Genomic DNA, 25,110 nt, shown 5'->3' with positions numbered 1-25,110 from the left:
AATAGGGGGTTTTATATGTTGTCGATGTCGTATACGAAGTTAAGTGAGTAAAATCTGCAATCTCTTAATAAGTGTGAAATCATTCATGCGAGCAAGGTGCTACGCTCGATAAATTCATCATAGCATCTACAGGATTCCGGTAATATATTCGCCGAGTGATTGTCATATTATTATCACAAATATGTTCACAATTTCTTAACTTTTCTATAAAAATGCTAAAAATCATAGTTTATTATCCCTAGTTATTTCATATCTTTAGTTGATTAATCCACCCATTTTCTAGTATAATTAAATCAATTTGTTAGAATTTTAAAATATTAATTTGAACTTCTCTACCGCCTAAATTTAGGGCCATTTTCATATAAGAAAGGAGCTTTGAACTATGTCATCGCAACGTATTAAAGCATCCGCGCTTTGTTTATTTACAGAAAGAGGATATGAAGGTGCATCACTTGCTGATATTATTGCAGATGTTGGCATTAAAAAATCTTCAATCTACAATCATTATAAAAGTAAAGACGATTTATTTTTATCAATTTATGAGTCATGTATTATAGATGAACTTAACGCTATGAAGGACTTTTTTTCAAAGCCCATCCAACCAGATGAATTACTTTCACAGTTAAAAGCCTATATCAAATACAATGCCTACCGTGCAAAAAATATTTTATCTTCACAATTTTTATTTCGCTTTATCGTGTTTCCACCGCATCATTTAAAAGAGCTATTGGTAGAAAAAGCTGAACATTATTTTTCGAAGTTGCAAGGTCAGTTTATCGATTACTTACAAACTCATGACGCCTTTAGCACACTTTCTGATAAACAAAAAAATGACTTCACCCATTTATACTGTGTCCTATTACAAGGAATCCAGGTAGATCAATTTTTAGGTGGTGGCTATTGCACACAAGAGCGACTTGAAATTTCTTGGGCATATTTCGAACAACTTATTAACCTTAGTTAAATAATTACATAAAAAAAAGCTGTACAGTATGTAGCTGTACAGCTTTTTTATTTTAGAGTGCATTTAAAATCATGCCGACTGTCGCATAAATAATAACTGTTCCGAAAACAGCCATCATATGGAATAACGAGTAAGCAAACATTTTATTGGCCCATTTTTTCTCTTCTTTTTGTTTCGATGCTAAAATACTCATGTAAAGCCAAATGACACTAAGCACGAACGAAACAATTGTTAATCCTAAGCTTAATGGTAAAAATAAAAAGCTAGAAAGACTTAGTAAGACTAAGTAGACATTCGATTGAATATATGTGCGGCGTTCCCCTTTTGCAACAGGGAGCATCGGAATACTTGCTGCAGCGTAATCCTCTTTTTTACGAATGGCAATGGCATAAAAGTGTGGCATTTGCCAAATGACCATTATTAAAAACAGTGCCCATGCGGCTGGATGCCAAATGTCTGGAGCAACGGCTGCCCATCCGATTAACGGTGGCATCGCGCCTGAAATACTACCGACTTCGGTGTTCCAAATCGTACGGCGTTTTGTCCACATTGTATAAGGTACTACATAGAAAAATACGCCTAAAAAGCCCATCAATGCTGCAAGTGGTGTTGCCAGATATAACAAGACTAGCCCTACGATTAATAACAGCGTCGCAACTACTAACACCGTTTTCGCTGACAGTTCCCCAGTTACAGTCGGACGAGTTTTCGTACGTGGCATAATTATGTCAATATCTCGGTCATATACGTTATTGTACGCACCAGCTGCTGCAATGACTGCTGCTGAACCAAGAATCGAATAAATAATTGCTGGAATATGTTCAATAAAATTTAGTTCATATGTGTAAAGTGCGAGCATAAGTGCCGCGATCATCGGAATTAAATTTGACTTAATAATGCCGGTTTTCACAGCTTGCGCCCACAATTGTCGTTTCGATTGCGTTTGCATGTTCCTAGTCCTACTTCCTCAATTAATCACTCTCACTAGTATACCTTAAAGTTGAGAGAAACGGTCAAGATACGCGTCTTTTTTCTAATATTTTCATTTTTTTGTACGTGTAAACCATTTAATAACTGGGATGATACATAAAAAGATAAATAGCATTCGAAACAGCTGAAATACCGTCACGACAGAAATATCTGCATGGACAGAAGATGCAATTAAGCCCATTTGATCAATGCCACCTGGTGCAGTACTAAGGAAACTTGTTGCAAAGCTTAAATCTAAATATTGTGCGATAAGTATACTTGTACCGTACGAAACCGCAACCATCGCAACTGTACTTAAAAGACCCGTTACTAAGACTTTTAACGGCAGGCGTAGCGTTTCTGGTTTTAATAAAAGTCCAATGTACGAACCAATTAAAATTTGCGCGACATGCAACACGTCACTCGGCATTTCTGGTGTCTCAACATGGAATAACTTTATGATAATAATAAATAGGATGGGCGTTAAAAAATAAGCAACAGGAAATTTAAGTTTCTTACCAAGCGGTACAAGTGCCGCTGCAACTAGTATTAGAAGGACAACTTGCCATGAATCGGCGGTAATCGGAACCTTTCCCCCACTGACAGCATGTCCCGATATTAGAAACGGGATAAGTAGCACGACCCCCAACACGCGGATAATATGAAAATAGGTCACCTGCGTTAAGTTAACATCTTCCTCTTCCTCCGCAAAAACTACAATTTGCGATAAACCACCTGGTACGTTCGCTACAACAGATGTTTTAAATGACATCCCGGTCACACGCGAAACAATCCACGCCATCCCTAAACAAAAACCAAACAATAGAAGATTGACGATAATCATAAAAAAGAATAACTCATGAAAATTTTGAAAAAGTCCTAAATCAAATTGTTGCCCAATAGACAAACCGACAACAATTAACCCGGTATTACGAAGAATCACTGGCCAACGAAGTCGGTCTTTTATAAAGAACTGCGCAACTAGTACAGAAAATATCGGTCCAAGTAGCCATGGAATCGGTAGCGATAACACATTAAAAAGGAATGCTCCGATTAATGCAATGATGAAAACTAATAACATGTCGAATTTCCTTTCTATAAATGTTTTGTTTTTATTTTAGCGAAAATTATTTCGAAATGCGAATGAGTTAACAAACTTCTATGAGTAGTATAGCGTTTATATTGGTTCGGCCCTTTCCACAATAAGTCATCCCTTTTACTCATTAAGGTATTTTCCCTAAGGTATTTATTACTATAAAATATTTTTATGAAAGAATTTTTATTTTTGTAATTGAATAATTATGCAATTAAATTCACTGTACTTCTTTGTTATACAATAACAGAAATTATCATATTATAACGTTGGCGCTATGTTTCTAACATTTTACTTACTTACAAAAATACCACTGTATCAGTACAAACGGTTATATAATTATTTGCAATTAATATACAACATTACTCTATAAGTATAATTTTCAAAGATTAATGATAAGACTTTTCATTTGTAATAATGCATATATAATCGCATAATCAAATTATAAAGTTAACAAACTTTAAATCTATTATAGAGGTGTATATATATGATTTATGCAAATCCTAATACTACAGGCGCTGTTGTAAATTTCAAAGAGCGCTACGAAAACTTCATTAATGGTGAATGGGTAGCCCCAGTTAAAGGCCAATATCTAGACGTAAAATCTCCTATTACAGGTAAAGTATTCACACGTGTGGCTCGTTCTTCTGAAGAAGATATTGAGTTAGCATTAGATGCAGCACATGCAGCTAAAGACGCTTGGGCTCATACTTCTGTTGCTTACCGTGCTAATATTTTAAATAAAATTGCTGACCGCATCGAAGAAAACTTAGAAACAATTGCTGTTGCTGAAACTTGGGACAACGGTAAAGCAGTTCGCGAAACATTAAATGCTGATATTCCATTAGTAGTGGATCACTTCCGTTACTTCGCTGGTGCCATTCGTGCACAACAAGGTGGTATTTCTCAAATTGATGACGATACAGTTGCTTACCACTTCCATGAACCAATTGGTGTTGTAGGTCAAATTATTCCTTGGAACTTCCCATTACTTATGGCTTCTTGGAAAATTGCTCCTGCATTAGCTGCTGGTAACGTCATCGTTATGAAACCAGCTGAGCAAACTCCAGCTTCTATTTTAGTATTAGCGGAACTTATTCAAGACTTATTACCAAAAGGTGTATTCAACATTGTTAACGGTTTAGGTGTAGAAGTTGGTAAACCACTTGCTACGAACCCACGTATCAACAAAGTTGCTTTCACTGGTTCTACTGGCGTTGGTCGTTTAATCATGCAATATGCTACTGAAAACATCATCCCTGTAACATTAGAACTTGGCGGTAAATCACCAAACGTATTCTTCCCAGACGTAATGGATCATGACGATGAATACTTAGACAAAGCAATTGAAGGTTTAGTAATGTTCGCATTAAACTCAGGCGAAATTTGTACTTGTCCTTCTCGTGCATTAGTCCACGAATCAATCTATGACAAATTCATGGAACGTGTATTAGAACGCGTAAAAGCAATTAAAATCGGTAACCCTCTTGATACTGAAGTAATGATGGGTGCACAAGCTTCAAATGAACAATTACAAAAAATCCTTTCTTATATCGAAATCGGTAAAGAAGAAGGCGCTGAATTATTAATCGGTGGTACACAAAACAAACTTGAAGGCGACCAAGGTGAAGGTTACTACGTAGCTCCGACTGTCTTCAAAGGTAACAACAAAATGCGTATCTTCCAAGAAGAGATCTTTGGTCCAGTATTATCTGTTACTACATTCTCTACTTTCGAAGAAGCAATGGAAATTGCTAACGACACTGAGTTCGGTTTAGGTGCTGGTGTATGGTCTCGTAACATGGATACAGCTTACCGCGCAGTTCGTGGTATCCAAGCTGGTCGTGTTTGGACTAACACTTACCACCAATACCCTGCACACGCTGCTTTCGGCGGATACAAAAAATCAGGTATTGGTCGCGAAAACCACTTAATGATGTTAGATCATTACCAACAAACTAAATGTATGTTAGTAAGCTACAACAAAAACGCTCAAGGTTTCTTCTAAGCCGAAAAGCTAAATTAAACCAAAGAGGATGTGCTGTTAAAAGCGCATCCTCTTTTTTTTGATAAGGAGGTATTTCAAATGGAAAAATTAATTGCTACTGAAAAAGCAGTTGAGGTCATTGAACTATTGAAAAAAAAACATGGGAATCTAGTATTTCAACAATCATCCGGTTGCTGTGATGGAACGGTGCCGATGTGCTTTGAAGCGGATGGTCATTATATAAGCAGTCAAAATGTGTTGGTTGGCGAAATTTCTGGTGTACCGTACTACATTGATAAAAATCAAAATGACTATTTAAAGCATATGCAAATCATTGTCGATGCCATTGAAGGTCAAGGCGCTTCTTTTTCATTAGAAAGTGGAGAAGGTTTTGCTTTTATGATGCGTTCGAAGGTAATGAAATGAAAAGTCGATTCATACTAGAACTTAGTATGAATCGACTTTTATTTTTATAAAATCAAGAAAACCAAAATTAATTACTATGAATTCCCGAAATGCATTCGCTTTTAAGAAGCTTCGATGTAATCGAATATACCTCTAATCTATGACACTATTCTTCTTTTTACTAAAAAGCATTGCTCCAATAATGAGTGCACATAAGCTGCTTACACACGCTAAAAAGGCCCCTGCATGTACATAACTTGTTTTATCTAAAATAAAACCAAAAAACGGCGGGATAATAAAGACCCCTACCGACGCAAATGTCACGCTATAGCCACTTGCTGAGCCACTTAATGTTTTCGGGACACTTTCAACAGCTAAGTTCATCCACACACCATTAAATCCCGAAAGTGAAAAGCCAATTGTTGCGATGACGAGAAACACCAGCAATTGATCTTGCACTATATGTAAACCATATAAAGCGAGCGGTAGCCAAAGCGCAATTATCAACAGCGCTAACCAGCGATTGCTATTTAAAAATTTATCACTAACTGAACCCCATAAAACGCGACCGAGTGCACCAAAAATTTCAGAGCATGCAAGCGCCCAACCAGCTAAATAAATAGCCCATACCTTCACCTCTATTAAATATAATAGAAGATACGTATTAAACGTAACTTGCAACCCCATTAACATGAGCGCAATTAATGTAGCAAAGAAAAGCGGTGTTGAACTCATTAGTTTTTTTAGTTGCGAAATTAAGGAGACTTCCGTTGCACTATGTGAACGAAATGTTTCCTCATGCGGCTTCAAAAGTAAATATATAATTACGCCCATTCCCAATAATAAAAGTGATGCCATTGCAATCGTTGGTTTCCAACCGATGCGCTCTGCAATAGCAATCAACACAATACTTGCCATAGCTGAGCCAAGCGTAATCGACATTTGCTTCACGCCCATTGGTAGTGCTATTTTTTGAATGGGATAAAGCTGTACAAGCATTTTATTCGTTACAGGATGCATCCCGCCATAACCAAGCCCCGCTAACATAATAAAAAGAAGCGCTAAAAAATAGCCCCCATCAATTGTCGCTAGTAACAAAAATCCACTACCTACAATTGACATCAATAGCAGCAAAAGTCGATGGGTTGCCGTATAATCAGCCATAAATCCCATCGGTAATGTCGCTATAAATTGTCCAACGAACAACGCTGTTGGTAAAAAGCCAATTTGAAAATTTGTCAGCGCAAAGCTTTCTCCAATGTAGGCTGCAAAAGGATTTAGGCTCCGACCAATAAACGCGGTTAGTAGTTGAGCCATAACAATGAGCAAAACAAGCGATCTTAGCCGCTTCATATTAGAACCCTAGCATCCTTGGAACGGCCAATACTAGACTCGGAATATACGTAATAATAAATAATACGACAACCGATATGATAATGAACGGGAAAACCGCCTTTACTAGTCGTTCAAACTTAATATCTGCCATCGATGATACGATGAATAGCCCTGTCCCTACTGGCGGTGTTAATAAACCTAACGTTAAGTTAATACAAATAATTACTCCAAAGTGTACTGGATCGATTTGAAGCGCGTGAACAAGTGGCATTAATACTGGTACTAAAATAACAAGCGCTGCAATACCATCGATTAACATGCCGACAACTAATAATAAAATGTTAACTAATAGTAAGAACACCCAAGGACTTTCTGTGAAACTTAGAATTAAGTCGGCCATTAATTGTGGAATTTGCTCAAATGCAATCATCCAGCCAAAAATGTTCGCCATAATAATTAAATACGTCACCGTCGCTGTGTTTGTTACGGTGTTAACAAGCATTTTAGGGAACTTTTTAATATCTAGCTCTCGGTAAACAAATAATCCGATAATAATTGCTAAAAAGCACGCAATAGCTGCCGATTCTGTTGCTGTAAAAATACCGCGTAAAATCCCCACTACTACTATTAAAGGAATTAATAACGCTGGTATTGTCTTTACTGTTCCTTGCAAAATCTCCTTTAAAGAATGGCGTTTACTTTTTGGAAAATTATTTTTATATCCCATAAACGCAATCATCCCCATAAACGCAAATCCATACAAAATTCCTGGGATAATTCCCGCCATGAACATTGCACCAATCGATGTGCTCGACAGCGTTCCATAAATAATGAAAATCATACTCGGTGGAATAATTGGTGCAATAATTGATGAAGCCAGCGTAATTGCCCCTGCAAATTCACGTTTATAGCCCTCTTTTTCCATTTGTGGCACCATAACTTTACTCATCATCGCGGCTTGTGCATTGGCAGAGCCTAAAATAGACGCTAAAAACATATTCGCTACTACTGTCACATACGCCAACCCACCACGAAAATGCCCCAAAATTAACTTTGCAAAATTAACGAGACGTGTTGTAATACCGCCTTCATTCATAATTTCACCCATTAACATGAACAGCGGAATTGCTAATAAGCCAAAGTTTTCGAGCCCTGAAAACATGCGCATCGGCGTCGAATTAAGCAGTAAAGCTTGCCCATTAATCAAAAAGTAAACTACTGTCGTAATCCCCAATACTAAAGAAATCGGAATACCTAAAATTAATAAAATGACAAATATAGCTATCGTAATAAATGTCATACTAACTCATCTCCAATCTCTTTTTCTTGTGGTTTTTCTTCATTTTTAAATAGACGAATTAGACGAGCAACAATATGAATCATCGCAAATAAAATTCCCGTCGGCACAGCGCTATAGGGAATCCACATTGGCATACCAAGCGACGTAGATTTTTGGAGCATCGTTGAAGGTAGTATAAGCCACTTCACGGAATATACTAAAATAATGATTAAAAAAGCTAACATAATCACATCTTGGACAATTTTTAAAATTCTTTGCTTATTCTCTGATAAAGCATCAAGTAAAAAAGTAACTGCGGCTTGTGTACCATACTTCAAGCCCCAGCTACCACCTATAAATGAAAACCAAATGAATAAGTAAATCGAAACTTCTGTTGCCCAAGGGAGTGGATCAGATAATACGTAGCGAAAAAATACTGCTGTTACCATGATGATCGTTAAAATCGCCATTAAAACGCCCATAATAACTTCCTCTACTTTAGTAACAATATTGCTGAGCTTCGTCATCCTACACCCTCCAAATCTGTTCGAATACTACATTTGATTAACGGTTCGCTTCAATAAATTGCTTAATTAAATCCGACTGACTACCATACTCACTATCGAATGCTTCAATTTGTTTCGCAAACAAGCTTTCATCTAAGTCATATACTTCCATACCTTGACTTTCAAGCTCTTTGCGGAACTCTTCTTCTTGACCAGAACGCGTTGTTACTGCGTAATCACTCGCTACTTTCCAAGCTTGTGTTATCGCATCTTGTGCATCTTTTGAAAGATCATTGAATTTTTTCTCATTTGTTAAAATTGTAGATGGCCATACCATATGGTTTGTTACTGCAACATATTTTGCGATTTCAGCATATTTATTTGTAATTGTTGCGTCTAAATCCATGTCCATCCCATCAATAACGCCTGTTTGTAATGCTGAATATACTTCTGTTAATGATAACGACTCTGGCGCCGCACCTGCATTACGATAGAATGACTGTAGTGCTGGACTTGGTGTTACACGTAATTTCAAGCCGTTTAAATCCGCTGTAGAATTAATTTTTACGTCCTTTGTTACCATCGTACGTTGACCTGCGAATAGGTATGTTAAACCTTTAAGACCTGTACCTTCTACTTTCTTTAATACTTGCTGTCCTAAATCTGATTGTGCTGCGGTATTTGCTTCTTCTAACGTCTCGAATAAATATGGTGCAAACCATGCAGCCATTTCTGGTGTACGAGATGTTAAATATGCCGCTGTAATCATCGCCATATCAACTGAACCAGCTTCAACTTGCTGTACCATATCCGCCTCAGAACCTAATTGACTCGCTGGGTAAATTTCAACAGACATTTTACCACCTGTAATCGACTCAAGTTCTTCTTTGAATTTTTCAGAGGCTTGATGCCACATGTGATCTGTTGGTGTAATATGCGCTAATTTAAACGTTACTTCCGGATAATCGCCTGATCCTGTTGAGCCGTCGCCTGCTGTACCACCTGAAGTTTCTTTATCGTTATTACATGCCGCTAAAACTAGAAGTAACATAAGCATTACTGCAAAACTTAAAAACTTTTTCATGAAATTGACTCCCCTTTACCCTTTGTTTTTTCGAAACTCGGTCATTGTCTCACCCGCAATACCCCAATGATCTAATGGGATTTCTTGAATAATGATGCGAATGCTTTCTTTCGGAACGTCAGCAACTTGTGCAAGCGTCTCCGTCATTTCATAAATAATACGTCGTTTTTGTTCCGCACTGCGACCTTCTAATAATTGGATTTGTACAATTGGCATATGGTGATCACCGCTACTTCACATTAATCATTAAACTGCCTAATGCACCATAATCTGCTATCACTGTATCCCCTGACTTCACAGCTACTGCGTCAGTCATTGCGCCCGCTAATACAAGTTCGCCTGGCTGAATACCGCGCCCTTCTTTGCTCAACATATTCAGTAGCTCAATAACTGAATTAATCGGGTGATCTAAAATTGCTGCACCAACCCCTTCACATTTCAACTCCCCATTGTGATACAAATCCACTTTAATTTGCGCCCAATCCGTCGTTGTCGGTGCATATGGCTGGCTTCCCATTAAAAATTTTGTAGAAGAAGCATTATCCGCAATAACATCCATTAAAGAAAATGCAAAGTTTTCGTAGCGACTATCAATTACTTCTAGTGCCAAATAAACATATTCAACCGCTGACCAAACTTCATATGGCGTTAAATTTTCACCAGCAATCGGCTTTTGGAATGTAAAAGCAACTTCTGGTTCGATGCGCGGATGAATGTGATCTGCCGCTATAATTTCATTGCAATTCATCAACATATTGTTCGTTAAACGCCCGTAAATCGTTGAGTCAACACCAACTTGAAGTTGCTTCGCTCTACTCGTTAACCCCATCTTCCATCCTATAAATGCATTGCTTGCTGAAATTGATTTTTCGATGCTAAGACGTTGAATTTCGTAAGCTTCCTCTAGCGTCAAAGCTGGGTTACTATTCGTAATTTTTTCAATTACTGTTTTTTTCGATTGTGCAGTTGCAACGCGCTCTACGTATTCATAAATTGTACTCACAATACACTCACCCTTTTTCCCGCCATTTGTTGTGCTACTTCAATAATCATATCTTCTTGTCCACCGACGACTTCACGCTTACCAAGCTCGACTAAAATATCGCGTGCATCTACATCAAATTTTTCGGCTGCTACGACTGCATGACGCAAGAAGCTTGAATAGACGCCGGCATAGCCCATAATGAAACTACCGCTCGTGATATCTTGTGGAGCTGGTAAAATATTGGCGCGCACATCATCTGCTAAGTCGAGCATTTTGTAAAGATCGATGCCCGTTTCATAACCCAAGCGGTCTAATACACCAACTAACACTTCTGTTTGCGTATTTCCTGCACCTGCACCTAAACAGCACACGCTCCCATCAATATAGGTTGCGCCTGCCTCAATTGCTGCGAGGGTATTGGCCACCGCTAATGAAAGGTTATTGTGCGCATGAAAGCCGATATCTACAGACAAATGCGCCTTTAGCAAACTAATACGTGCTGTTACATCATTCGGCAGCATTGCACCTGCAGAGTCCGTAACATAAACAACTTTTGCCCCGTACGATTCCATGAGCTTTGCCTGCTCCAAAACAACTTCTGGTGGGGCACTGTGCGCCATCATTAAAAAGCCAACAGCCTCCATCCCCATCTCTTTTGCTGTTTCAATATGCTGCTTTGAAACATCCGCCTCTGTTACATGTGTTGCTACTCGTACCATGCGAGCACCCGCATCGTATGCCTTTTCTAAATCCTTGATTGTACCGATACCAGGTAACAGCAAAACAGAAATTATTGAATTGCCCGCTTCTTCCACTGCTACCTTCACAAGCTCGATGTCATATTCCTTTGAAAAGCCGTACTGTAAAGAGGAGCCACCTAAACCATCGCCGTGCGTCACTTCAATATAAGGAACACCGGCAGCGCTTAGTTGTTTTGTTACAGTGCGTACTTGCTCTTTTGTGAATTGATGCCCTACAACATGGCTTCCATCACGTAACGCTACTTCTGTTATCAACAACTTTTTCATGAAATTTGCACCCCTTTTTGCTGGAGCTGCTGCTGTACAATCATTTCAGCCACTTTCAAGCCTGCAGCCGTCATAATGTCTAAGTTACCGGCGTAAATTGGTAAATAATCTCCAAGCCCTTCTACTTCTAAAAATACTTTTACTTCGCGTCCATCGATTAATGGCTCGATTTTTAATCGGTATCCTGGCACATAGGAATTGACTACCTGCACCATTTCCTCAATTGATTGCTTAATTTGCATAGGATTTTTCACTTCTTCTTCTAATAAACAAGACACAGTATCACGCATAAGCATTGGTGGCTCTGCTGGATTTAAGATAATAATTGCCTTTCCTTGCTTTGCACCGCCTACTTGCTCGATAGCACGCGCTGTTGTTTCCGTAAACTCATCAATGTTAGCTCGCGTCCCAGGACCAGCGCTCTTTGAAGCAATAGTTGCAACAATTTCTGCATAGGCTACACTTTGTACACGCTGAATCGCATACACAATCGGAATAGTTGCTTGTCCACCGCATGTAATCATGTTCACAACAGCTTGCTGGATATGCTTTTGCAAATTAACTGCTGGAACAACAAAGGGTCCGATTGCTGCAGGTGTTAAATCAATGACACGCTTGCCTAGTGGCACCAATGCATCAAGATGTGCTTGATGTACTTTTGCTGATGTAGCATCAAATAAAATATCTGCTAGCTCTGGCTGCTGTAAAAATCCTTCGATTCCATTTGAAATGGTGCGTATACCAGCCTCTTGCGCACGTTTTAATCCGTCAGATGCTGGATCAATGCCGATTAACACTGACATTTCTAAAGAATCAGAGCGCATTACTTTTTTCATAAGATCGGTACCAATGTTGCCCGAACCAATAATTCCTACCTTCACCTTTTCCATAGAACACCCCTATAAATATTGATATATCAATAACTCATGCCACTTTTATTTTCTTACGAAGTGGGTTCACTTGGCATGTTGTGTAGTAGTAATATACTGCTATAAAAACTGGATTGATGTACCGCTATTAGCGACAGCTTAATTGAATTTTTCCGAGCGTATCTCCAAAGTCCGCTACAAATTCGTCCATTGGGCTTGCATCAAGTGCAGCAGATAGGGCGCCTGATAAAATCACTTCGCCCTTTTTCACCCCAATATTAAAATCAGCCAAACGGTTTACGAGCCATACAACACAAGCTGCTGGGTTACCTAATACATCTGTTCCTTTGCCGCTATTCATAAGCTCACCATTCTTATAAAAGTCCATTTTCACTCCGGGTAAATCAATCATATCGAGTGGCTTCTTTATGACACCCAACACATATTTGGCTGACGATGCATTGTCCGCAATCGTATCTAGTAGCTTAATCTTCCAATCTTTAATACGGCTATCGACGACTTCAAGACTCGCAACGACATAATCGGTTGCTGCAACTACTTGCTCTAACGTGATATTCGGACCGATTAATTCTTCTTTCATGACGAACGCAATTTCTGCCTCTACACGTGGCTTAATGCACTCACTGCAGTCAAGTACATTGTCTGTAATAGCCATCGATGCCAGCAAATGACCATAATCTGGCTCATCTACTTTTAGAAGTTGTTGCATTGCAAGTGATGTTAAGCCAATTTTCTTACCCGTAATCTGGTCGCCTGCATTTACTTTACGATGTACTTGTTCAAGCTGAATCGAATAGGCATCCTTCAGGCTTAAGCTGTCGATTTGCTCTGTTAACGGGGCGATACCTTGACACGTTTTTTCTGCTTGTGAAATTTTACTTGACCATTCAATTAAATTTACACTCATCGTGCGTCACCTACTTTTATAATTTGATTGTTACGTTCGATTGCTCACAATAAAACTCAAAGCTATGTGCTCCGCCTTCACGCCCGATTCCACTTTGCTTCATGCCACCAAATGGTGTACGTAAATCGCGTAAATACCATGTATTCACCCATACGATGCCTGATTCAATTTGCCCTGCTACACGATGCGCACGACGTAAATCATTCGTCCAAATAGTTGCCCCTAAGCCATACGTTGTATCATTCGCATAACCAATCACTTCTTCTTCTGAATCAAAGGGCAATATTGTAACGACTGGACCAAAAATTTCTTCCTTTACACAGCGTGAATTTTCATCTAAACCAACAATGATCGTCGGCTCGATAAAGTAGCCTTTTTCCATATGTGCTGGACGTTTACCACCTGTTAAAATCGTACCGCCTTCTTGTTTTGCAATATCAATATAGTGCATGACTTTTTCGTAATGTTCTTTCCCTACAACGGACCCGATATTCGTACTGGCATCGAATGGATCACCGACAACAAGTTCTTCTGTGCGCGCTACAAACCTCTCTAAAAAAGTAGCCATGATAGAACGCTCAACGTAAATGCGTGACGCACATAAGCACACCTGCCCTTGATTACGGAAGCTTGAGTGCAGCGTCGTTTCCACTACTTCTTCGATATCCGAATCCGCAAAAATAATGGCAGGGTTTTTACCACCTAGCTCAAATGACACTTTCTTTAACGTTGGTGCAGCTGCTTTCATAATTGTTGTTCCTGTACGCGTTTCACCAGTGAATGTAATCGCATCTACAAGTGGATGCTCAGATAAAAATGCCCCTGCCGAATCTCTTCCGAAACCATGGACAACATTGACAACACCATCTGGTACGCCCGCTTCCCTACAAATTTCTGCTAGCTTCGTTGCCGTCATCGGTGTTAACTCTGCCGGTTTCATAACAGCTGTACTGCCTGCAGCTAAACATGGCGCAAGTTTCCACGTTAACAATAAAAGTGGTAAGTTCCATGGATTGATCATTGCCACAACACCTACTGGACGTGTTACTGTATAATGCAGCGCGATATTGTCCTGGTTATAAGCCTCATTTCCTAACGAGGTAACATAATCCGCAAAAAAGTGGAAGTTATGTGCCGCGCGTTTAATATCCATCTCCATCGCTAATACGTAAGGCTTGCCTGTATCAAGCGCTTCTAGCATCGCAAATTCCTCGACATTTTCTAAAATAAGATCGCCGATTTTGCGGAGAATTTGCGAGCGTTGCTTCACTGTATACGCAGACCATTCACCTTTTAATGCTGCCTTTGCCGCTTTCACCGCGAAATCAACCTCATCTTGTGTGGCCTCTGCTACCCAGCCAATTACTTCTTCAGTTGCTGGATTAATATTCAAAAACTTTTGATCTTCAGCCGCCTCTACATATTGACCGTTAATGAAATTGCGGCAATCAATTCCTTTTACCTGTACTTGTCGCATATCATTCCTACACCTTTGTGCAGGATTCACCTCGCTTTACATCGATGTATAAAAAATAAAGCAGCCTCAAAGAAGATTTAACTGTGACTTCCTTAAAGCTGCCTTACGCGCTGTTAGTTATTCTTCTACTTCAACAATCATTTCAATTTCGATTGCTGTATTATTTGGCAACTGTGCCATTCCTACTGCTGAACGTGCATGCTTTCCTTTTTCACCAAACACTTCGACAAGTAAATCTGATGCACCATTCATAACCTTTGGGTGTTGTGTGAAATCCGGAGCAGAATTGACCATTCCTAAAATTTTCACAATGCGCTTCACCTTCGACAAATCACCTAGCTCGTGCTTTAACACTGTTAGTAAGTTAATCATTGATTGACGTGATGCAGCATAGCCATCCTCAACTGTTAAATCCGCACCAAGCTTACCGTGATATTGATCAACCCCCTGGCCCGATGTGAAAATTAAATTTCCTGTGCGTACACAGCTTACATAATTTCCAACTGCCAAGCGTGGCGTACCAAGCGTAATGCCAAGCTTCTCCAATTGCGATTCTGGTGTTTGTGTACCATTCATCATTATTTACTTACACCACTCTTTGCTAAATTTAAAAACTGACGTGCATTTTCACCGAGCACAGCCTTCTTCACTTCGTCTGAAAGCTGTAGCGATTCATCTATGACTTTACCGGGATTAATTTCACGTAGTAAGAACGGATAATCTGAGCCCATAATGATTTTGTCATGACCAAAGCGCTGTAATAAAAAGGCAAAATTATCTTTGTCATATACGAGTGAATCGAAGTAAAACTTTTTCGCATAATAGCTTGGTGGGTGCTCTGTCAAACGTAAATGTGGCCATACTTCCCACCCTTGATCTAAGCGCGGTAAAATATAGGCAAATGACCCGCCGCCATGCGCAAAGCATACTTTAAGGTTCGGATATTTTTCCATCACACCACTCCAAATTAAGCTTGCAGCAGCAAGAGCTGTCTCACTTGGCATCCCAACTGTATACATAAAATTATGGCGTGGTGTGCGTTCTTTCGCCATCGTTTCCCACGGGTGGATAAAAAGCGGCATTTCTAGCTCCTCCGCCGCTTGGAAGAATGGTAACAAATAGTCTGCATCTAAGTTTTCGCCATTGACATTTGTACCAATTTCAATACCCGCTAAGCCAAGCTCCTTGCAACGACGCATTTCTGCAATTGCTACCTCTGCATCTTGCATGGGCACTGTACCTAACCCAACAAAATGCGCTGGATACTCATTTACTGTGTCCGCAATGAAATCATTTTGAAACTGTGCCATTTCGAGCGCTTGCTCAACCGGTGCCCAGTACGAAAATGTTACAGGAACAGGCGATATCACTTGCATATCGACACCTTCTCTTGCCATATCTTCAATGCGCTTTTTCGGATTCCACGCCTGGTCGGTTACTTCGCGAAATAGATTGCCACTGACCATAATGTCCGCGCCACACGAACATTTTTGTTCCATTACTGGCCATTTATCATTGCCATATTTCTCCGCAAAGTTCGGTAAATTTAGCGGGTAAATGTGCGTGTGGAAATCGATTCTCATACTTGCCATTCCTCAACTTTTTCAGACATTACGTGACGGCATTTATCGCACGTACGTAACTCTTCTGATTGGTTGAAATTCGCAATACCCTCTGCAATTTGTTGCCCAATGTTTGTTACTTGTAATGTTACGCGGTGTACTTCGTGATCACATTTTTCACATAACCAAACTAAGTCTTCTAATTCGCCTTCTTGACGTTTATATTCAATTACGATGCCGTATGTTTCAGTTACGCGGTGCGGAGAATGCGGTACTTTGCCTGGTAATACAAACATTTCGCCTTCTTTTACTTCGATTACTTCCCGTTTCTTTTCATCGTTAATAATTTCAACATAGCAAGAGCCTTTTACTTGGTAGAAAATTTCATCTGAAGGGCTCACGTGGAATTCACGACGCGCGTTTGGACCGCCAACTAGCATTACTAAAAACTGTGAATCATTCCATAGCACAGTATTATTTACTGGTGGTTTTAATAAATCTTTATTTTCCTCAATAATTTTCCAAATGTTTTGAGCACGTGCCTGCATTTTGCTTACTTCTGTAGAATTATTCATGGTAAAACCTCCTATTTTTTCTGTTTTATTCGCTCTTTCTTACTTAACTTTATAAAGATAAAGAGTAAGCAGCTCACAAAAGCAGTTTTTAAATTGTTATATAGCCAATCTCGCGCGATATAACCTGCGCAGAGCGGATAACCGCATTTAAAATAAGCTGATAATTATGTCCCTGAATGTAATCCACATCACATACGAAGTTGACTGCCGCAATAACCTGCCCACTATAGCTTTTAATTGGGGCGGCGATTCCAAATGTACCCGTTTCATTTTCACCGTTACTTATAGCAAATCCTTGTTTATGAATCACCTGTAGTTCCTTCTTCAAAACGCCAATATCTGTGATCGTATTTTCCGTAAACTTTTTCATCCCGTATTGCTCAACTGCCTTTACAAAAGAAGGATTATAAGCAAGCAATACTTTGCCGATGCTTGTCGCATGAGCCGGGAAGCGCGTTACGCCGATATATGTTGGCAATACATCCGTATGTGACGAAACAGTTTTAAAAATGAAGCGCACTTCGCCGTTATTAAACATCCCAACGTGCACACTCCCCTTAAAACTATTGACTAGACTTGCTGCAATAGGTGCTACCTTTTCATTCATGTCCTGCTGGTACATTACTTTGTTGCTCCACTCTAAAATGCGCCAACCAAGACGATATTTACGGTCTTTATCCTGCATTAAAATATTTTCCTCGCACATCGTCTTTAAAAAATGATGTACAGAGCTAACAGGAAGATCTAGCATTTCTGCAATTTTTTTGTTGGACAAAGCTGACTCACTTTCAAAAAACAAATCAATAATTTGTGCCATTTTACTTACAGAAGCGATCATCCCCATTACCTCCTGATTAGTTTGTTTGTGGCTGTTTTACCGTATCTTCTTTCGATAAAATTGCATCGGCTAGCTCAGGTGCATTATCTTTTTTGTACTTGTTGTAGAAAATTGCGCGCTTACGAACTGGATCACCCGTGTAATAGCGTTCATACTGTAACGCACGCATACCGAACGCCTCACCACATAAATCCCAAGCTAGCTTGAAGATTTTCATTCGTGCCTCTGCATCGATACCTGCACGACCACCATAATGACGATCAATCGTTGGTCGCAATTCCTCATTTAAGAAATCTGCTTCGGTTGGCATCATAAGTAAGCCACCTGCACCAATCGCCTGCATAACTTCAATTGTGCGCGGATACATATCTGGCATCATGCCGCGAATTGTTTCCAAAACGACTGGATTCAAACGTGCCTCACCATGCTCTGTAATCGTATATTCACATTCAGCTGTGCGCAGTAGCGAACGAATAACCTCTGTATTTTGAATTAATTCACCTAAATCGCGTTGCACATGCAAATATTGGTCTGCCCCGATTGAATCTGCTACTTTACAAGCAACTTCTACTGCAAACTTCAATTTAATATAGCCGCGCACACCTGATTGATGGGCCGGTTGCTCTGCAATACCTGTCATAGGATATAGTAAATTTGCCGCCTCTACGTTGTTGTAAAGGAATACTTTATCCCAAGGAACAAGTACATCCTCAAAAACAAGTAGCGCATCCATTTCCTCATAGCGTGATGCAAGTGGATGGTCGAATGTCGAACGTGTCCCATCTTGTACTGGCTCGCGACAAATAATTTTCAAACCTTTGACATCAACCGGTACAGCAAACGCTAGCGCATAACGCTCATCGCCTGGTGCAAAACCTGGAAATGAATAAATAATTACTTCATCCGTTAAGGCTGCTAATGTTGCTAACATTTTTGCCCCGCGTACAATAATCCCCTCAGCACGCTCCTCTACAACTCCAAGATGCGTAAACTGATCTGCCTGCTCATGCGAATTTTTACTACGGTCATTTTGCGGATTCACAATCGCATGCGTTAGGAAAATATCATTATCACGTAAATGCTCATAGTAGTTTTCAATATTCGTTGCCCAGTTTTCATTGTATTTGCGTAAAAACCAAGAATTTTGTGCTAACGATGTAACAACTGTATTTAAAAAATCTGGTGTACGACCCATTAATCCGAATGTTTGCCGTGCAACAACTTCAAAGGCCTTACTACGCTTCATAATATCTTCGTAGTTGTGCGGCATTAAAAACGATGTCGCCATACGCTCGCCCGTTTCTTCACATACAACTGTCAAATCTTCTTGATACGCTGGATCATGCTGCATATCATACAATTTCGCAATTTCTAATGCAGGTTGTTTAAAATATGGCTCATCCAAAATGTTTTCTACGATTTTCCCGTTCAACCAAACTTCCGGCTTACGAGACTTCAATGCTTCAATATATTGTGCTCCAGTACGAATCCCCAACTTGTACACTCTCCTTTAAACTTATTGCACTTCTTGGCTCTTATACGTCTCCGTTGACCCCATCTTGCCCTCAAAGAATGTTAATGAATTTCCGCTTTTGCAATCAAATTCTGTAATTTCTCCTACAAACAGCACATGATCCCCTGCATCATATTGCTGCCACTGCTTGCATTTAAAATAGCCTGATGTACCACCAATACTTGGAGAATCGCCCTTGGTATTCCAAGTAATGTCCAACCCTTCTTGAGGGCGCCCCGCAAACTGCCATGCAATCGCCTCTTGGTCATCCGCTAACACATTAATCGTGAAAGGTTTGTTTTGTAACTGCTTATATGAATTTGCTTGTTTATCAATCGACACAAGCGCAAGTGGTGGCTCTAACGACACCGATGTAAATGAGTTAACTGTAATTCCATTAATGGCATCTTCATCGAACCAAGTCACAACTGTTACACCTGTCGGAAATTTTCCAAAAGCCCTTCTTAATAACTTACCGTCTATTTTAAAAACCTCCCTTGATCTTATTGATTTGATAATATCAAAGGAGGATATAACGCATATACAGTTAAATTTCACAATATGAAATATTCTGAAATTTTTGTTATCTTTACATTTTCTCTTCTTTAATTAATATTTTCTATTAATATAAATCTAACATTCCCCTCCCACTACGAGTTTTTAACCATTTTAAAATACTCTGTTTCGTCTATAAATTACACATCAACTCTTGCTATAAGACGTGTTATATGTTGTAAATCAAGTGCACGCTGTCATTACCGCAATGCCCTTTATTCAGGCGGAATGTGTTGTCCTCATACCCTGTATTAATAATCTATGCTAAAATTGTTTCGATAATTTCTTATCATAAAGTAATTGTGTGTCGGTGAAGCTGTTTGCACTGGCTAGGTTTGGGCTGGAGGGGTTTGCATTTATGATGCATTCGAAGGTTTTGAAGGATAAATAATTTAATAAACGCGGTAGGAAAGTCACATTGAACCTCCCTATCACGTTTGTCTTTTATATATTCAACGCACGATACAAGAACACGACAAATTGTGCTCGGGTTACGGGTTCGTTTGGTAAGAATAACCCATTATTACCAAACGCTATTCCTGCATCCGCAAGTGCTGAGATATAAGATGCACTCCAATGATTTCTTGAAACATCGGCGAATGTGCTAATTCCTCCTGCTGTTAAATCAAATGCGAGGACTAGCACTTTTGCGAGTTCCGCTCTTGTCATTGGGGCATTTGGTTTGAATTTACCCGCATAGCCTTCAATAATCCCTGCTTTGGCAAGTGCCATGATGGCTTCGTAATTTGGATGGCTTTTTGGGACATCATTAAACGCATTTATTTCTTTAGTTGGAACTAGTTTCATTGCACGCTGAATCATGACTGCGATGTGTTCACGTCGTACAGGATCATTCGGACCAAATTTACCGTCTGGATAACCATCGATAATGCCTTGTGCTGCAATTTTCCCGATGATGTCTTGAGCCCAGTGGTTTTGGGTATCGCTAAATTGAATTGTAGGAATTTCTGGTGGTACTGGCTTTGGCTCTGGAATTGGATTAGGTGTTGGTGTTGGTGTTGGTGGTATTGGCTTCGGACCTGGATTTGGTATTGGTTGTGGTGTCGGCATTGGATTTGGGTTAGGTGTTGGTTGTAACGCTGTCCATTTTGCAAAAAGTGTGAGGTTTATTCTAGCAATCGAACCATCTTCCCAGCGTGATAAAAAGTATCGATCTTCATACCAACCCTCAAAATGATAGCCCTCTTTTAGTGGCACTGGCAGATCATACACTTTGTCATTGTAAGGTACGCTCAATTCATCAATACTTGTCCCCCCATTGGTTTCAAACGAAATGGCCACATATTTCGGCACAATCGGTGTTGAATGAGACGCTTCATAATTACTGCCTAATGTCATCTGTAAACCAACTAGACAAACGAGCATTATAAATACTTTTTGATAAAATGATAGCTTCATGGTTTTCTCCCTTTCTATGATTTATTATCTCTTTATAGTAGTTTATCGATAAGAGGTTGAAATGATGTTAAAAATGATGAAATGTTCTATTTTTATTTGGGTGCTTTCCCTATGAAATGGATGCTTGTATTTCCATCAGAAAATTATTGTCATGGAACATCCCTTTTTAACGTTTAATTCCCTATATGCAGTTTAAATTTTGTGGAGGAATTAAAAGTGAATTTACTTATTGAAGATTCGCCGCTTATTGTATTGCTGGTTACCTTTAGGCATTTTCAAAAACTGAATGCCATCCTTTCGATAATATATATATAAATTTCATTAATGTTAAATAAATCCTTTAAATTAATATAACCGTTTACCTACTTCGTTTTATATAATAAAGAGAGGAATACAAGATTGGACTGATACCTTTGAAAAAACAAGTACACGTTGTTGGAGCGATTATTGAAAACGAACAAAATGAAATCTACTGTGCACAACGTAGTCCCAAAATGTCGTTGCCAAACTATTGGGAATTTCCAGGTGGGAAAATTGAAAAAGACGAAACACCTCAACAAGCATTAATACGAGAAATTTCCGAAGAATTTGCTTGTGAAATTTCTGTTGGTGAAAAAGTAGAAGATACAACCTATGATTACGGTACGTTTATCGTTCGTCTTGAAACATATATGGCCAAAATCATCAATGGTGAACCCACTGCATTAGAACACGCAGACACAAAATGGGTAACTCGCAAAGCACTTAAAACATTAGACTTTGCACCAGCGGACATTCCTGCTGTGGAAAAAATTTCACAATCATAATCGTAAGGTGGAGATTTAATGGAGCAACTTATACGTAAGTTCGAAGATTCATTACATAAAGGATTCATCGACCAGAACAAAGCCGTTTCTTCTCAGTTTAAACCGAGATTATTATCAAACAGGGCACATGAAAATGTCCTCACAACACTTTTACAAGAAATGAAAACATGTAAAACCTTCACCTTCTCTGTCGCCTTTATCACAGAAGGTGGACTTGCAACGATTAAAACAATGCTTTATGACCTTGAGAGAAAAGGCATTCGTGGTCGCATTTTAACTTCGACATTTTTAAGCTTCAATCAACCAAAAATGTTTAAAGAATTATTGAAATTAACAAATGTAGACGTCCGTGTGACAGATGTTAAAGGCTTTCATTCAAAAGGCTATATTTTTGAGCATGAACAGCATTACTCGCTTATTGTGGGAAGTTCAAATTTAACAGATAGCGCATTAAAGGCGAATTTTGAATGGAATGTATACTTAACTTCTCTTGAAAATGGGGAAGTCATTAATCATTTTAAAAATCAATTTGAATACGAGTGGGAAAAAGCAACTCCTTTAACAGCAGAATGGGTTGGAAAATATAATGCCATCTACGAGAAGCCTGAATTTGCGAGAAATAAAGTCGCTTCTCCACCTCTTTATATGACAAATCCATTACAAGAAAGCTTAAAAATCCAACCAAATAAAATGCAAACTGATGCTCTCGAGCAATTAAAGCTGCTCCGTGATAGTGATGCAAAGCGCGGGCTTATTATTTCTGCAACCGGTACTGGAAAAACATACTTATCTGCATTTGATGTTCGAAATTTCGCACCTAAAAGAATGCTATTTATTGTACACCGGGAACAAATTTTAAAGAAAGCGATGCAAGATTTCAAAAATATATTATTAGGTGACCCAGATGATTACGGCATTTTATCGGGAAATTCTAAAGAACTGGACGCCCGTTATATATTTGCCACAGTTCAAACAATGTCAAATGACCGTTTTTTACAACAATTTGCTAAAGATCATTTCGATTACATTTTAATTGATGAAGTACACCGTGCCGGAGCAGAATCTTATTTAAAAATTATGGATTATTTTGAGCCTCAATTTTTATTAGGAATGACAGCAACACCAGAACGTACAGACAATTTTAATATTTTTGAGCTGTTTGATTACAATGTTGCCTATGAAATTCGCCTTCAAGCGGCATTAGAAGAAGATATGCTTTGCCCCTTCCACTATTTCGGTGTGACGGACTATGAGCTGGATGGTGAATTAATTGATGAAACGGCCGATTTACAAAAACTAATTCACAAAGAACGAATTGACCATATTATCGATAAAGTTTCTTATTATGGATTTTCTGGTGATCGCGTGCGTGGTTTAATGTTCTGTAGTACGAAAGAGGAAGCGCGTTCCCTTTCAAATTTACTAAATATGCGTGGTTACAAAACCATTGCACTTACAGGGGACAACTCACAGGAAGAACGAGAAGAAGCAATTGCCAAATTAGAAAATGGTGAATTAGAATACATTTTAACTGTGGATATTTTCAACGAGGGAATCGACATTCCCTTCTTAAATCAAATTGTTATGCTTCGTCAAACTCAGTCGAGCATTATTTTCATCCAACAACTTGGTCGTGGATTACGTAAACATGATGTGAAAGAATTCGTGACGATTATTGATTTTATTGGGAACTATAAAAACAACTATTTAATTCCGATTGCCCTTTCTGGTGATAAATCAATGAACAAAGATAATGTCCGACGACGTACAGTAAATACTGATTACATTCAAGGTGTTTCGACGATTAATTTTGAAGAAATTGCGAAGAAGCAAATTTTTGATGCGATTACAAAAGTTCAATTATCAACAAAGAAAATTTTAGAAGATAGCTATCATGCATTAAAAAACAGAATTGGTACGCAGCCCACTTTATTTGATTTCATGAAACATGACTCATTAGATCCAGAAGTCATTATTAACTATGCAAATACTTACTATGATTTTCTAGTAAAGATAAAAGAGCCTATTCCTTCAATTACTAATTATGAAAAAGCTGTGTTGATGATGATCGGCAAGGATCTATTGCCTGGCAAACGTATTCATGAAATTCTTTTGTTGGAATTACTTACTCAGCAAGAATCCATTACAAAGCAAGCGTTCATTGAGCAATTAAAAGCTAAATCTATTTATTATGATGAAAATACAATGGCATCTATTGAGAATGTATTTTCTTTAGATTTTTTTGTGGAAAATGATCGTAAAAAATTCGGTTTAAAGCCTTTTATCGTTAAAGTTAACGATACTTATCTATTCAATGAGGAACTTCAACAGTCTCTGCAAGATAGCAATTTTAAACAATACCTTGTTGATTTGCTTCATTGCGCGTTTGAAAAAAACAAAGAATATAATAATGCCGAAATGTTTACCCTTTATCAAAAATATTCGCGTCGTGAAGTATGCCGCTTATTAAATTGGCTGAAAAATGAGGAAGGCACACTGAATGGTGGTCGCCCTAAACATGGAGACTTCCCTATTTTCGTAAACTATCACAAAAATAACGAAGACGATATTGAAACAAACTATATGGATGAATTTCTTTCTACCGAATCTTTTAGATGGTGTTCAACTAAAAATCGTCACCTCCATTCACCAGAAATGAAAACACTTATTCATTCTGTAGATAATGGCACCAATGTTTATCTTTTCGTAAAGAAAGATAATGGTGTCGGAAAAGACTTCTACTATCTAGGTAAAGGACAAGTTATTCCAAGTTCAGCTCGACCAGATCAGGTAATCGAAAATGATAAAGCATACCCCGTTGTCACAATGGAAATGGTATTAGAACAGCCCGTTCAATATGATATCTATCATTATCTAGTGGAAGAATAAAAAAGAGTTAGTGTTGTGGTACTTGCCCACACACTAACTCTTTT

The 25,110-nt window shown here is 38.8% G+C and carries 24 protein-coding genes; 5 read left to right on the top strand and 19 right to left on the bottom strand.

Annotation, left to right across the window (positions count from 1 at the left end; translation table 11 throughout):
- Positions 1-382: 382 nt before the first annotated feature.
- Positions 383-964, top strand: a complete 582-nt coding sequence (locus tag DCE79_RS01810; RefSeq protein ID WP_108711425.1) for a TetR/AcrR family transcriptional regulator — start codon at positions 383-385, stop codon at positions 962-964.
- 52 nt (positions 965-1,016) lie between these two features.
- Here the strand turns inward: DCE79_RS01810 and cyoE are convergent, their stop codons facing one another.
- Together cyoE and DCE79_RS01800 are read right to left on the bottom strand one after the other, a co-directional pair.
- Entirely contained in the window at positions 1,017-1,913 is an 897-nt protein-coding gene (gene cyoE, locus DCE79_RS01805; protein ID WP_108711424.1) for a heme o synthase, read from the bottom strand.
- A 93-nt stretch (positions 1,914-2,006) separates the two neighbouring features.
- Positions 2,007-3,014, bottom strand: a complete 1,008-nt coding sequence (locus DCE79_RS01800) for an AbrB family transcriptional regulator (RefSeq protein ID WP_108711423.1) — start codon at positions 3,012-3,014, stop codon at positions 2,007-2,009.
- A gap of 499 nt (positions 3,015-3,513) precedes the next feature.
- Between DCE79_RS01800 and DCE79_RS01795 the strand changes: the two genes are divergently transcribed.
- Both DCE79_RS01795 and DCE79_RS01790 read left to right on the top strand, forming a co-directional pair.
- Positions 3,514-5,034, top strand: a complete 1,521-nt coding sequence (locus DCE79_RS01795) for an acetaldehyde dehydrogenase ExaC (RefSeq protein ID WP_108711422.1) — start codon at positions 3,514-3,516, stop codon at positions 5,032-5,034.
- A gap of 78 nt (positions 5,035-5,112) precedes the next feature.
- Positions 5,113-5,439 (top strand): DUF779 domain-containing protein, encoded by a 327-nt coding sequence (locus tag DCE79_RS01790; protein ID WP_108711421.1) that lies wholly within the window; start codon positions 5,113-5,115, stop codon positions 5,437-5,439.
- A 132-nt stretch (positions 5,440-5,571) separates the two neighbouring features.
- On the opposite strand, the gene DCE79_RS01785 is transcribed toward DCE79_RS01790, so the two are convergent.
- The 17 genes from DCE79_RS01785 to DCE79_RS01705 all read right to left on the bottom strand — a co-directional run bounded on the left by DCE79_RS01785 (position 5,572) and on the right by DCE79_RS01705 (position 21,371).
- Positions 5,572-6,735 carry an MFS transporter gene (locus tag DCE79_RS01785; RefSeq protein ID WP_159083035.1) on the bottom strand — a complete coding sequence of 388 codons (1,164 nt, stop codon included), beginning with the start codon at positions 6,733-6,735 and terminating at the stop codon, positions 5,572-5,574.
- Positions 6,736-6,772: 37 nt separating this feature from the next.
- The gene (locus DCE79_RS01780; RefSeq protein WP_108711419.1) at positions 6,773-8,053 is read right to left on the bottom strand and encodes a TRAP transporter large permease; all 1,281 of its coding nucleotides are present in this window, start codon (positions 8,051-8,053) and stop codon (positions 6,773-6,775) included.
- Positions 8,050-8,559 carry a TRAP transporter small permease gene (locus DCE79_RS01775; RefSeq protein WP_108711418.1) on the bottom strand — a complete coding sequence of 170 codons (510 nt, stop codon included), beginning with the start codon at positions 8,557-8,559 and terminating at the stop codon, positions 8,050-8,052. The genes DCE79_RS01780 and DCE79_RS01775 overlap by 4 nt, the downstream gene beginning before the upstream one ends.
- Positions 8,560-8,596: 37 nt before the next feature.
- The gene (locus tag DCE79_RS01770; RefSeq protein ID WP_108711417.1) at positions 8,597-9,622 is read right to left on the bottom strand and encodes a TRAP transporter substrate-binding protein; all 1,026 of its coding nucleotides are present in this window, start codon (positions 9,620-9,622) and stop codon (positions 8,597-8,599) included.
- Between the two features lie 15 nt (positions 9,623-9,637).
- On the bottom strand, positions 9,638-9,838 hold the full coding sequence (locus DCE79_RS01765; RefSeq protein WP_108711416.1) for a 4-oxalocrotonate tautomerase: 201 nt from the start codon (positions 9,836-9,838) through the stop codon (positions 9,638-9,640).
- Positions 9,839-9,851: 13 nt separating this feature from the next.
- Positions 9,852-10,625: a 2-keto-4-pentenoate hydratase gene (locus DCE79_RS01760; RefSeq protein ID WP_234417307.1), complete on the bottom strand. Its 774-nt coding sequence runs from the start codon at positions 10,623-10,625 to the stop codon at positions 9,852-9,854.
- Positions 10,622-11,635, bottom strand: coding sequence for a 4-hydroxy-2-oxovalerate aldolase (gene dmpG / locus DCE79_RS01755; protein WP_108711415.1), 1,014 nt, complete (start codon positions 11,633-11,635; stop codon positions 10,622-10,624). Before dmpG ends, DCE79_RS01760 begins: the two co-directional genes overlap by 4 nt.
- Entirely contained in the window at positions 11,632-12,525 is an 894-nt protein-coding gene (locus DCE79_RS01750; protein ID WP_108711414.1) for an acetaldehyde dehydrogenase (acetylating), read from the bottom strand. Before DCE79_RS01750 ends, dmpG begins: the two co-directional genes overlap by 4 nt.
- Positions 12,526-12,652: 127 nt before the next feature.
- A complete protein-coding gene (locus tag DCE79_RS01745; RefSeq protein ID WP_108711413.1) occupies positions 12,653-13,432 on the bottom strand; it encodes a 2-keto-4-pentenoate hydratase in 780 nt (259 codons plus the stop codon).
- A 16-nt stretch (positions 13,433-13,448) separates the two neighbouring features.
- Complete coding sequence (locus DCE79_RS01740) at positions 13,449-14,909, bottom strand: aldehyde dehydrogenase (RefSeq protein WP_108711412.1); 1,461 nt, start codon at positions 14,907-14,909, stop codon at positions 13,449-13,451.
- Positions 14,910-15,026: 117 nt separating this feature from the next.
- The gene (locus DCE79_RS01735) at positions 15,027-15,485 is read right to left on the bottom strand and encodes a RidA family protein (protein ID WP_108714398.1); all 459 of its coding nucleotides are present in this window, start codon (positions 15,483-15,485) and stop codon (positions 15,027-15,029) included.
- A 2-nt stretch (positions 15,486-15,487) separates the two neighbouring features.
- Positions 15,488-16,492 (bottom strand): amidohydrolase family protein, encoded by a 1,005-nt coding sequence (locus DCE79_RS01730; RefSeq protein ID WP_108711411.1) that lies wholly within the window; start codon positions 16,490-16,492, stop codon positions 15,488-15,490.
- Positions 16,489-17,046 (bottom strand): 3-hydroxyanthranilate 3,4-dioxygenase, encoded by a 558-nt coding sequence (locus DCE79_RS01725; protein WP_108711410.1) that lies wholly within the window; start codon positions 17,044-17,046, stop codon positions 16,489-16,491. The genes DCE79_RS01730 and DCE79_RS01725 overlap by 4 nt, the downstream gene beginning before the upstream one ends.
- An 88-nt stretch (positions 17,047-17,134) precedes the next feature.
- A complete protein-coding gene (locus DCE79_RS01720) occupies positions 17,135-17,884 on the bottom strand; it encodes an IclR family transcriptional regulator (RefSeq protein WP_108711409.1) in 750 nt (249 codons plus the stop codon).
- 16 nt (positions 17,885-17,900) lie between these two features.
- On the bottom strand, positions 17,901-19,379 hold the full coding sequence (locus tag DCE79_RS01715) for a 4-hydroxyphenylacetate 3-hydroxylase family protein (RefSeq protein ID WP_108711408.1): 1,479 nt from the start codon (positions 19,377-19,379) through the stop codon (positions 17,901-17,903).
- Positions 19,380-19,400: 21 nt separating this feature from the next.
- Positions 19,401-19,880, bottom strand: a complete 480-nt coding sequence (locus tag DCE79_RS01710) for a flavin reductase family protein (RefSeq protein WP_108714397.1) — start codon at positions 19,878-19,880, stop codon at positions 19,401-19,403.
- A 516-nt stretch (positions 19,881-20,396) separates the two neighbouring features.
- A complete protein-coding gene (locus DCE79_RS01705) occupies positions 20,397-21,371 on the bottom strand; it encodes an S-layer homology domain-containing protein (RefSeq protein ID WP_108711407.1) in 975 nt (324 codons plus the stop codon).
- 413 nt (positions 21,372-21,784) lie between these two features.
- Between DCE79_RS01705 and mutT the strand changes: the two genes are divergently transcribed.
- Positions 21,785-22,177, top strand: coding sequence for an 8-oxo-dGTP diphosphatase MutT (mutT, locus tag DCE79_RS01700; protein ID WP_108711406.1), 393 nt, complete (start codon positions 21,785-21,787; stop codon positions 22,175-22,177).
- Positions 22,178-22,195: 18 nt separating this feature from the next.
- On the top strand, positions 22,196-25,066 hold the full coding sequence (locus tag DCE79_RS01695) for a DEAD/DEAH box helicase (RefSeq protein ID WP_108711405.1): 2,871 nt from the start codon (positions 22,196-22,198) through the stop codon (positions 25,064-25,066).
- Positions 25,067-25,110 lie beyond the last annotated feature (44 nt).

Origin of the sequence: Lysinibacillus sp. 2017 (assembly GCF_003073375.1) — a bacterium.
GTDB lineage: Bacteria > Bacillota > Bacilli > Bacillales_A > Planococcaceae > Solibacillus.
This window is presented reverse-complemented; position numbering and strand designations above follow the sequence as displayed.

What these genes read in the sequence shown, in the direction of transcription:
- DCE79_RS01810 (WP_108711425.1), top strand. Translation starts at nt 383, where the DNA reads ATGTCATCGCAACGTATTAAAGCATCCGCGCTTTGTTTATTTACAGAA.
- cyoE (WP_108711424.1), bottom strand. Translation starts at nt 1,913, where the DNA reads ATGCAAACGCAATCGAAACGACAATTGTGGGCGCAAGCTGTGAAAACC.
- DCE79_RS01800 (WP_108711423.1), bottom strand. Translation starts at nt 3,014, where the DNA reads ATGTTATTAGTTTTCATCATTGCATTAATCGGAGCATTCCTTTTTAAT.
- DCE79_RS01795 (WP_108711422.1), top strand. Translation starts at nt 3,514, where the DNA reads ATGATTTATGCAAATCCTAATACTACAGGCGCTGTTGTAAATTTCAAA.
- DCE79_RS01790 (WP_108711421.1), top strand. Translation starts at nt 5,113, where the DNA reads ATGGAAAAATTAATTGCTACTGAAAAAGCAGTTGAGGTCATTGAACTA.
- DCE79_RS01785 (WP_159083035.1), bottom strand. Translation starts at nt 6,735, where the DNA reads ATGGCTCAACTACTAACCGCGTTTATTGGTCGGAGCCTAAATCCTTTT.
- DCE79_RS01780 (WP_108711419.1), bottom strand. Translation starts at nt 8,053, where the DNA reads ATGACATTTATTACGATAGCTATATTTGTCATTTTATTAATTTTAGGT.
- DCE79_RS01775 (WP_108711418.1), bottom strand. Translation starts at nt 8,559, where the DNA reads ATGACGAAGCTCAGCAATATTGTTACTAAAGTAGAGGAAGTTATTATG.
- DCE79_RS01770 (WP_108711417.1), bottom strand. Translation starts at nt 9,622, where the DNA reads ATGAAAAAGTTTTTAAGTTTTGCAGTAATGCTTATGTTACTTCTAGTT.
- DCE79_RS01765 (WP_108711416.1), bottom strand. Translation starts at nt 9,838, where the DNA reads ATGCCAATTGTACAAATCCAATTATTAGAAGGTCGCAGTGCGGAACAA.
- dmpG (WP_108711415.1), bottom strand. Translation starts at nt 11,635, where the DNA reads ATGAAAAAGTTGTTGATAACAGAAGTAGCGTTACGTGATGGAAGCCAT.
- DCE79_RS01750 (WP_108711414.1), bottom strand. Translation starts at nt 12,525, where the DNA reads ATGGAAAAGGTGAAGGTAGGAATTATTGGTTCGGGCAACATTGGTACC.
- DCE79_RS01745 (WP_108711413.1), bottom strand. Translation starts at nt 13,432, where the DNA reads ATGAGTGTAAATTTAATTGAATGGTCAAGTAAAATTTCACAAGCAGAA.
- DCE79_RS01740 (WP_108711412.1), bottom strand. Translation starts at nt 14,909, where the DNA reads ATGCGACAAGTACAGGTAAAAGGAATTGATTGCCGCAATTTCATTAAC.
- DCE79_RS01735 (WP_108714398.1), bottom strand. Translation starts at nt 15,485, where the DNA reads ATGAATGGTACACAAACACCAGAATCGCAATTGGAGAAGCTTGGCATT.
- DCE79_RS01730 (WP_108711411.1), bottom strand. Translation starts at nt 16,492, where the DNA reads ATGAGAATCGATTTCCACACGCACATTTACCCGCTAAATTTACCGAAC.
- DCE79_RS01725 (WP_108711410.1), bottom strand. Translation starts at nt 17,046, where the DNA reads ATGAATAATTCTACAGAAGTAAGCAAAATGCAGGCACGTGCTCAAAAC.
- DCE79_RS01720 (WP_108711409.1), bottom strand. Translation starts at nt 17,884, where the DNA reads ATGATCGCTTCTGTAAGTAAAATGGCACAAATTATTGATTTGTTTTTT.
- DCE79_RS01705 (WP_108711407.1), bottom strand. Translation starts at nt 21,371, where the DNA reads ATGAAGCTATCATTTTATCAAAAAGTATTTATAATGCTCGTTTGTCTA.
- DCE79_RS01695 (WP_108711405.1), top strand. Translation starts at nt 22,196, where the DNA reads ATGGAGCAACTTATACGTAAGTTCGAAGATTCATTACATAAAGGATTC.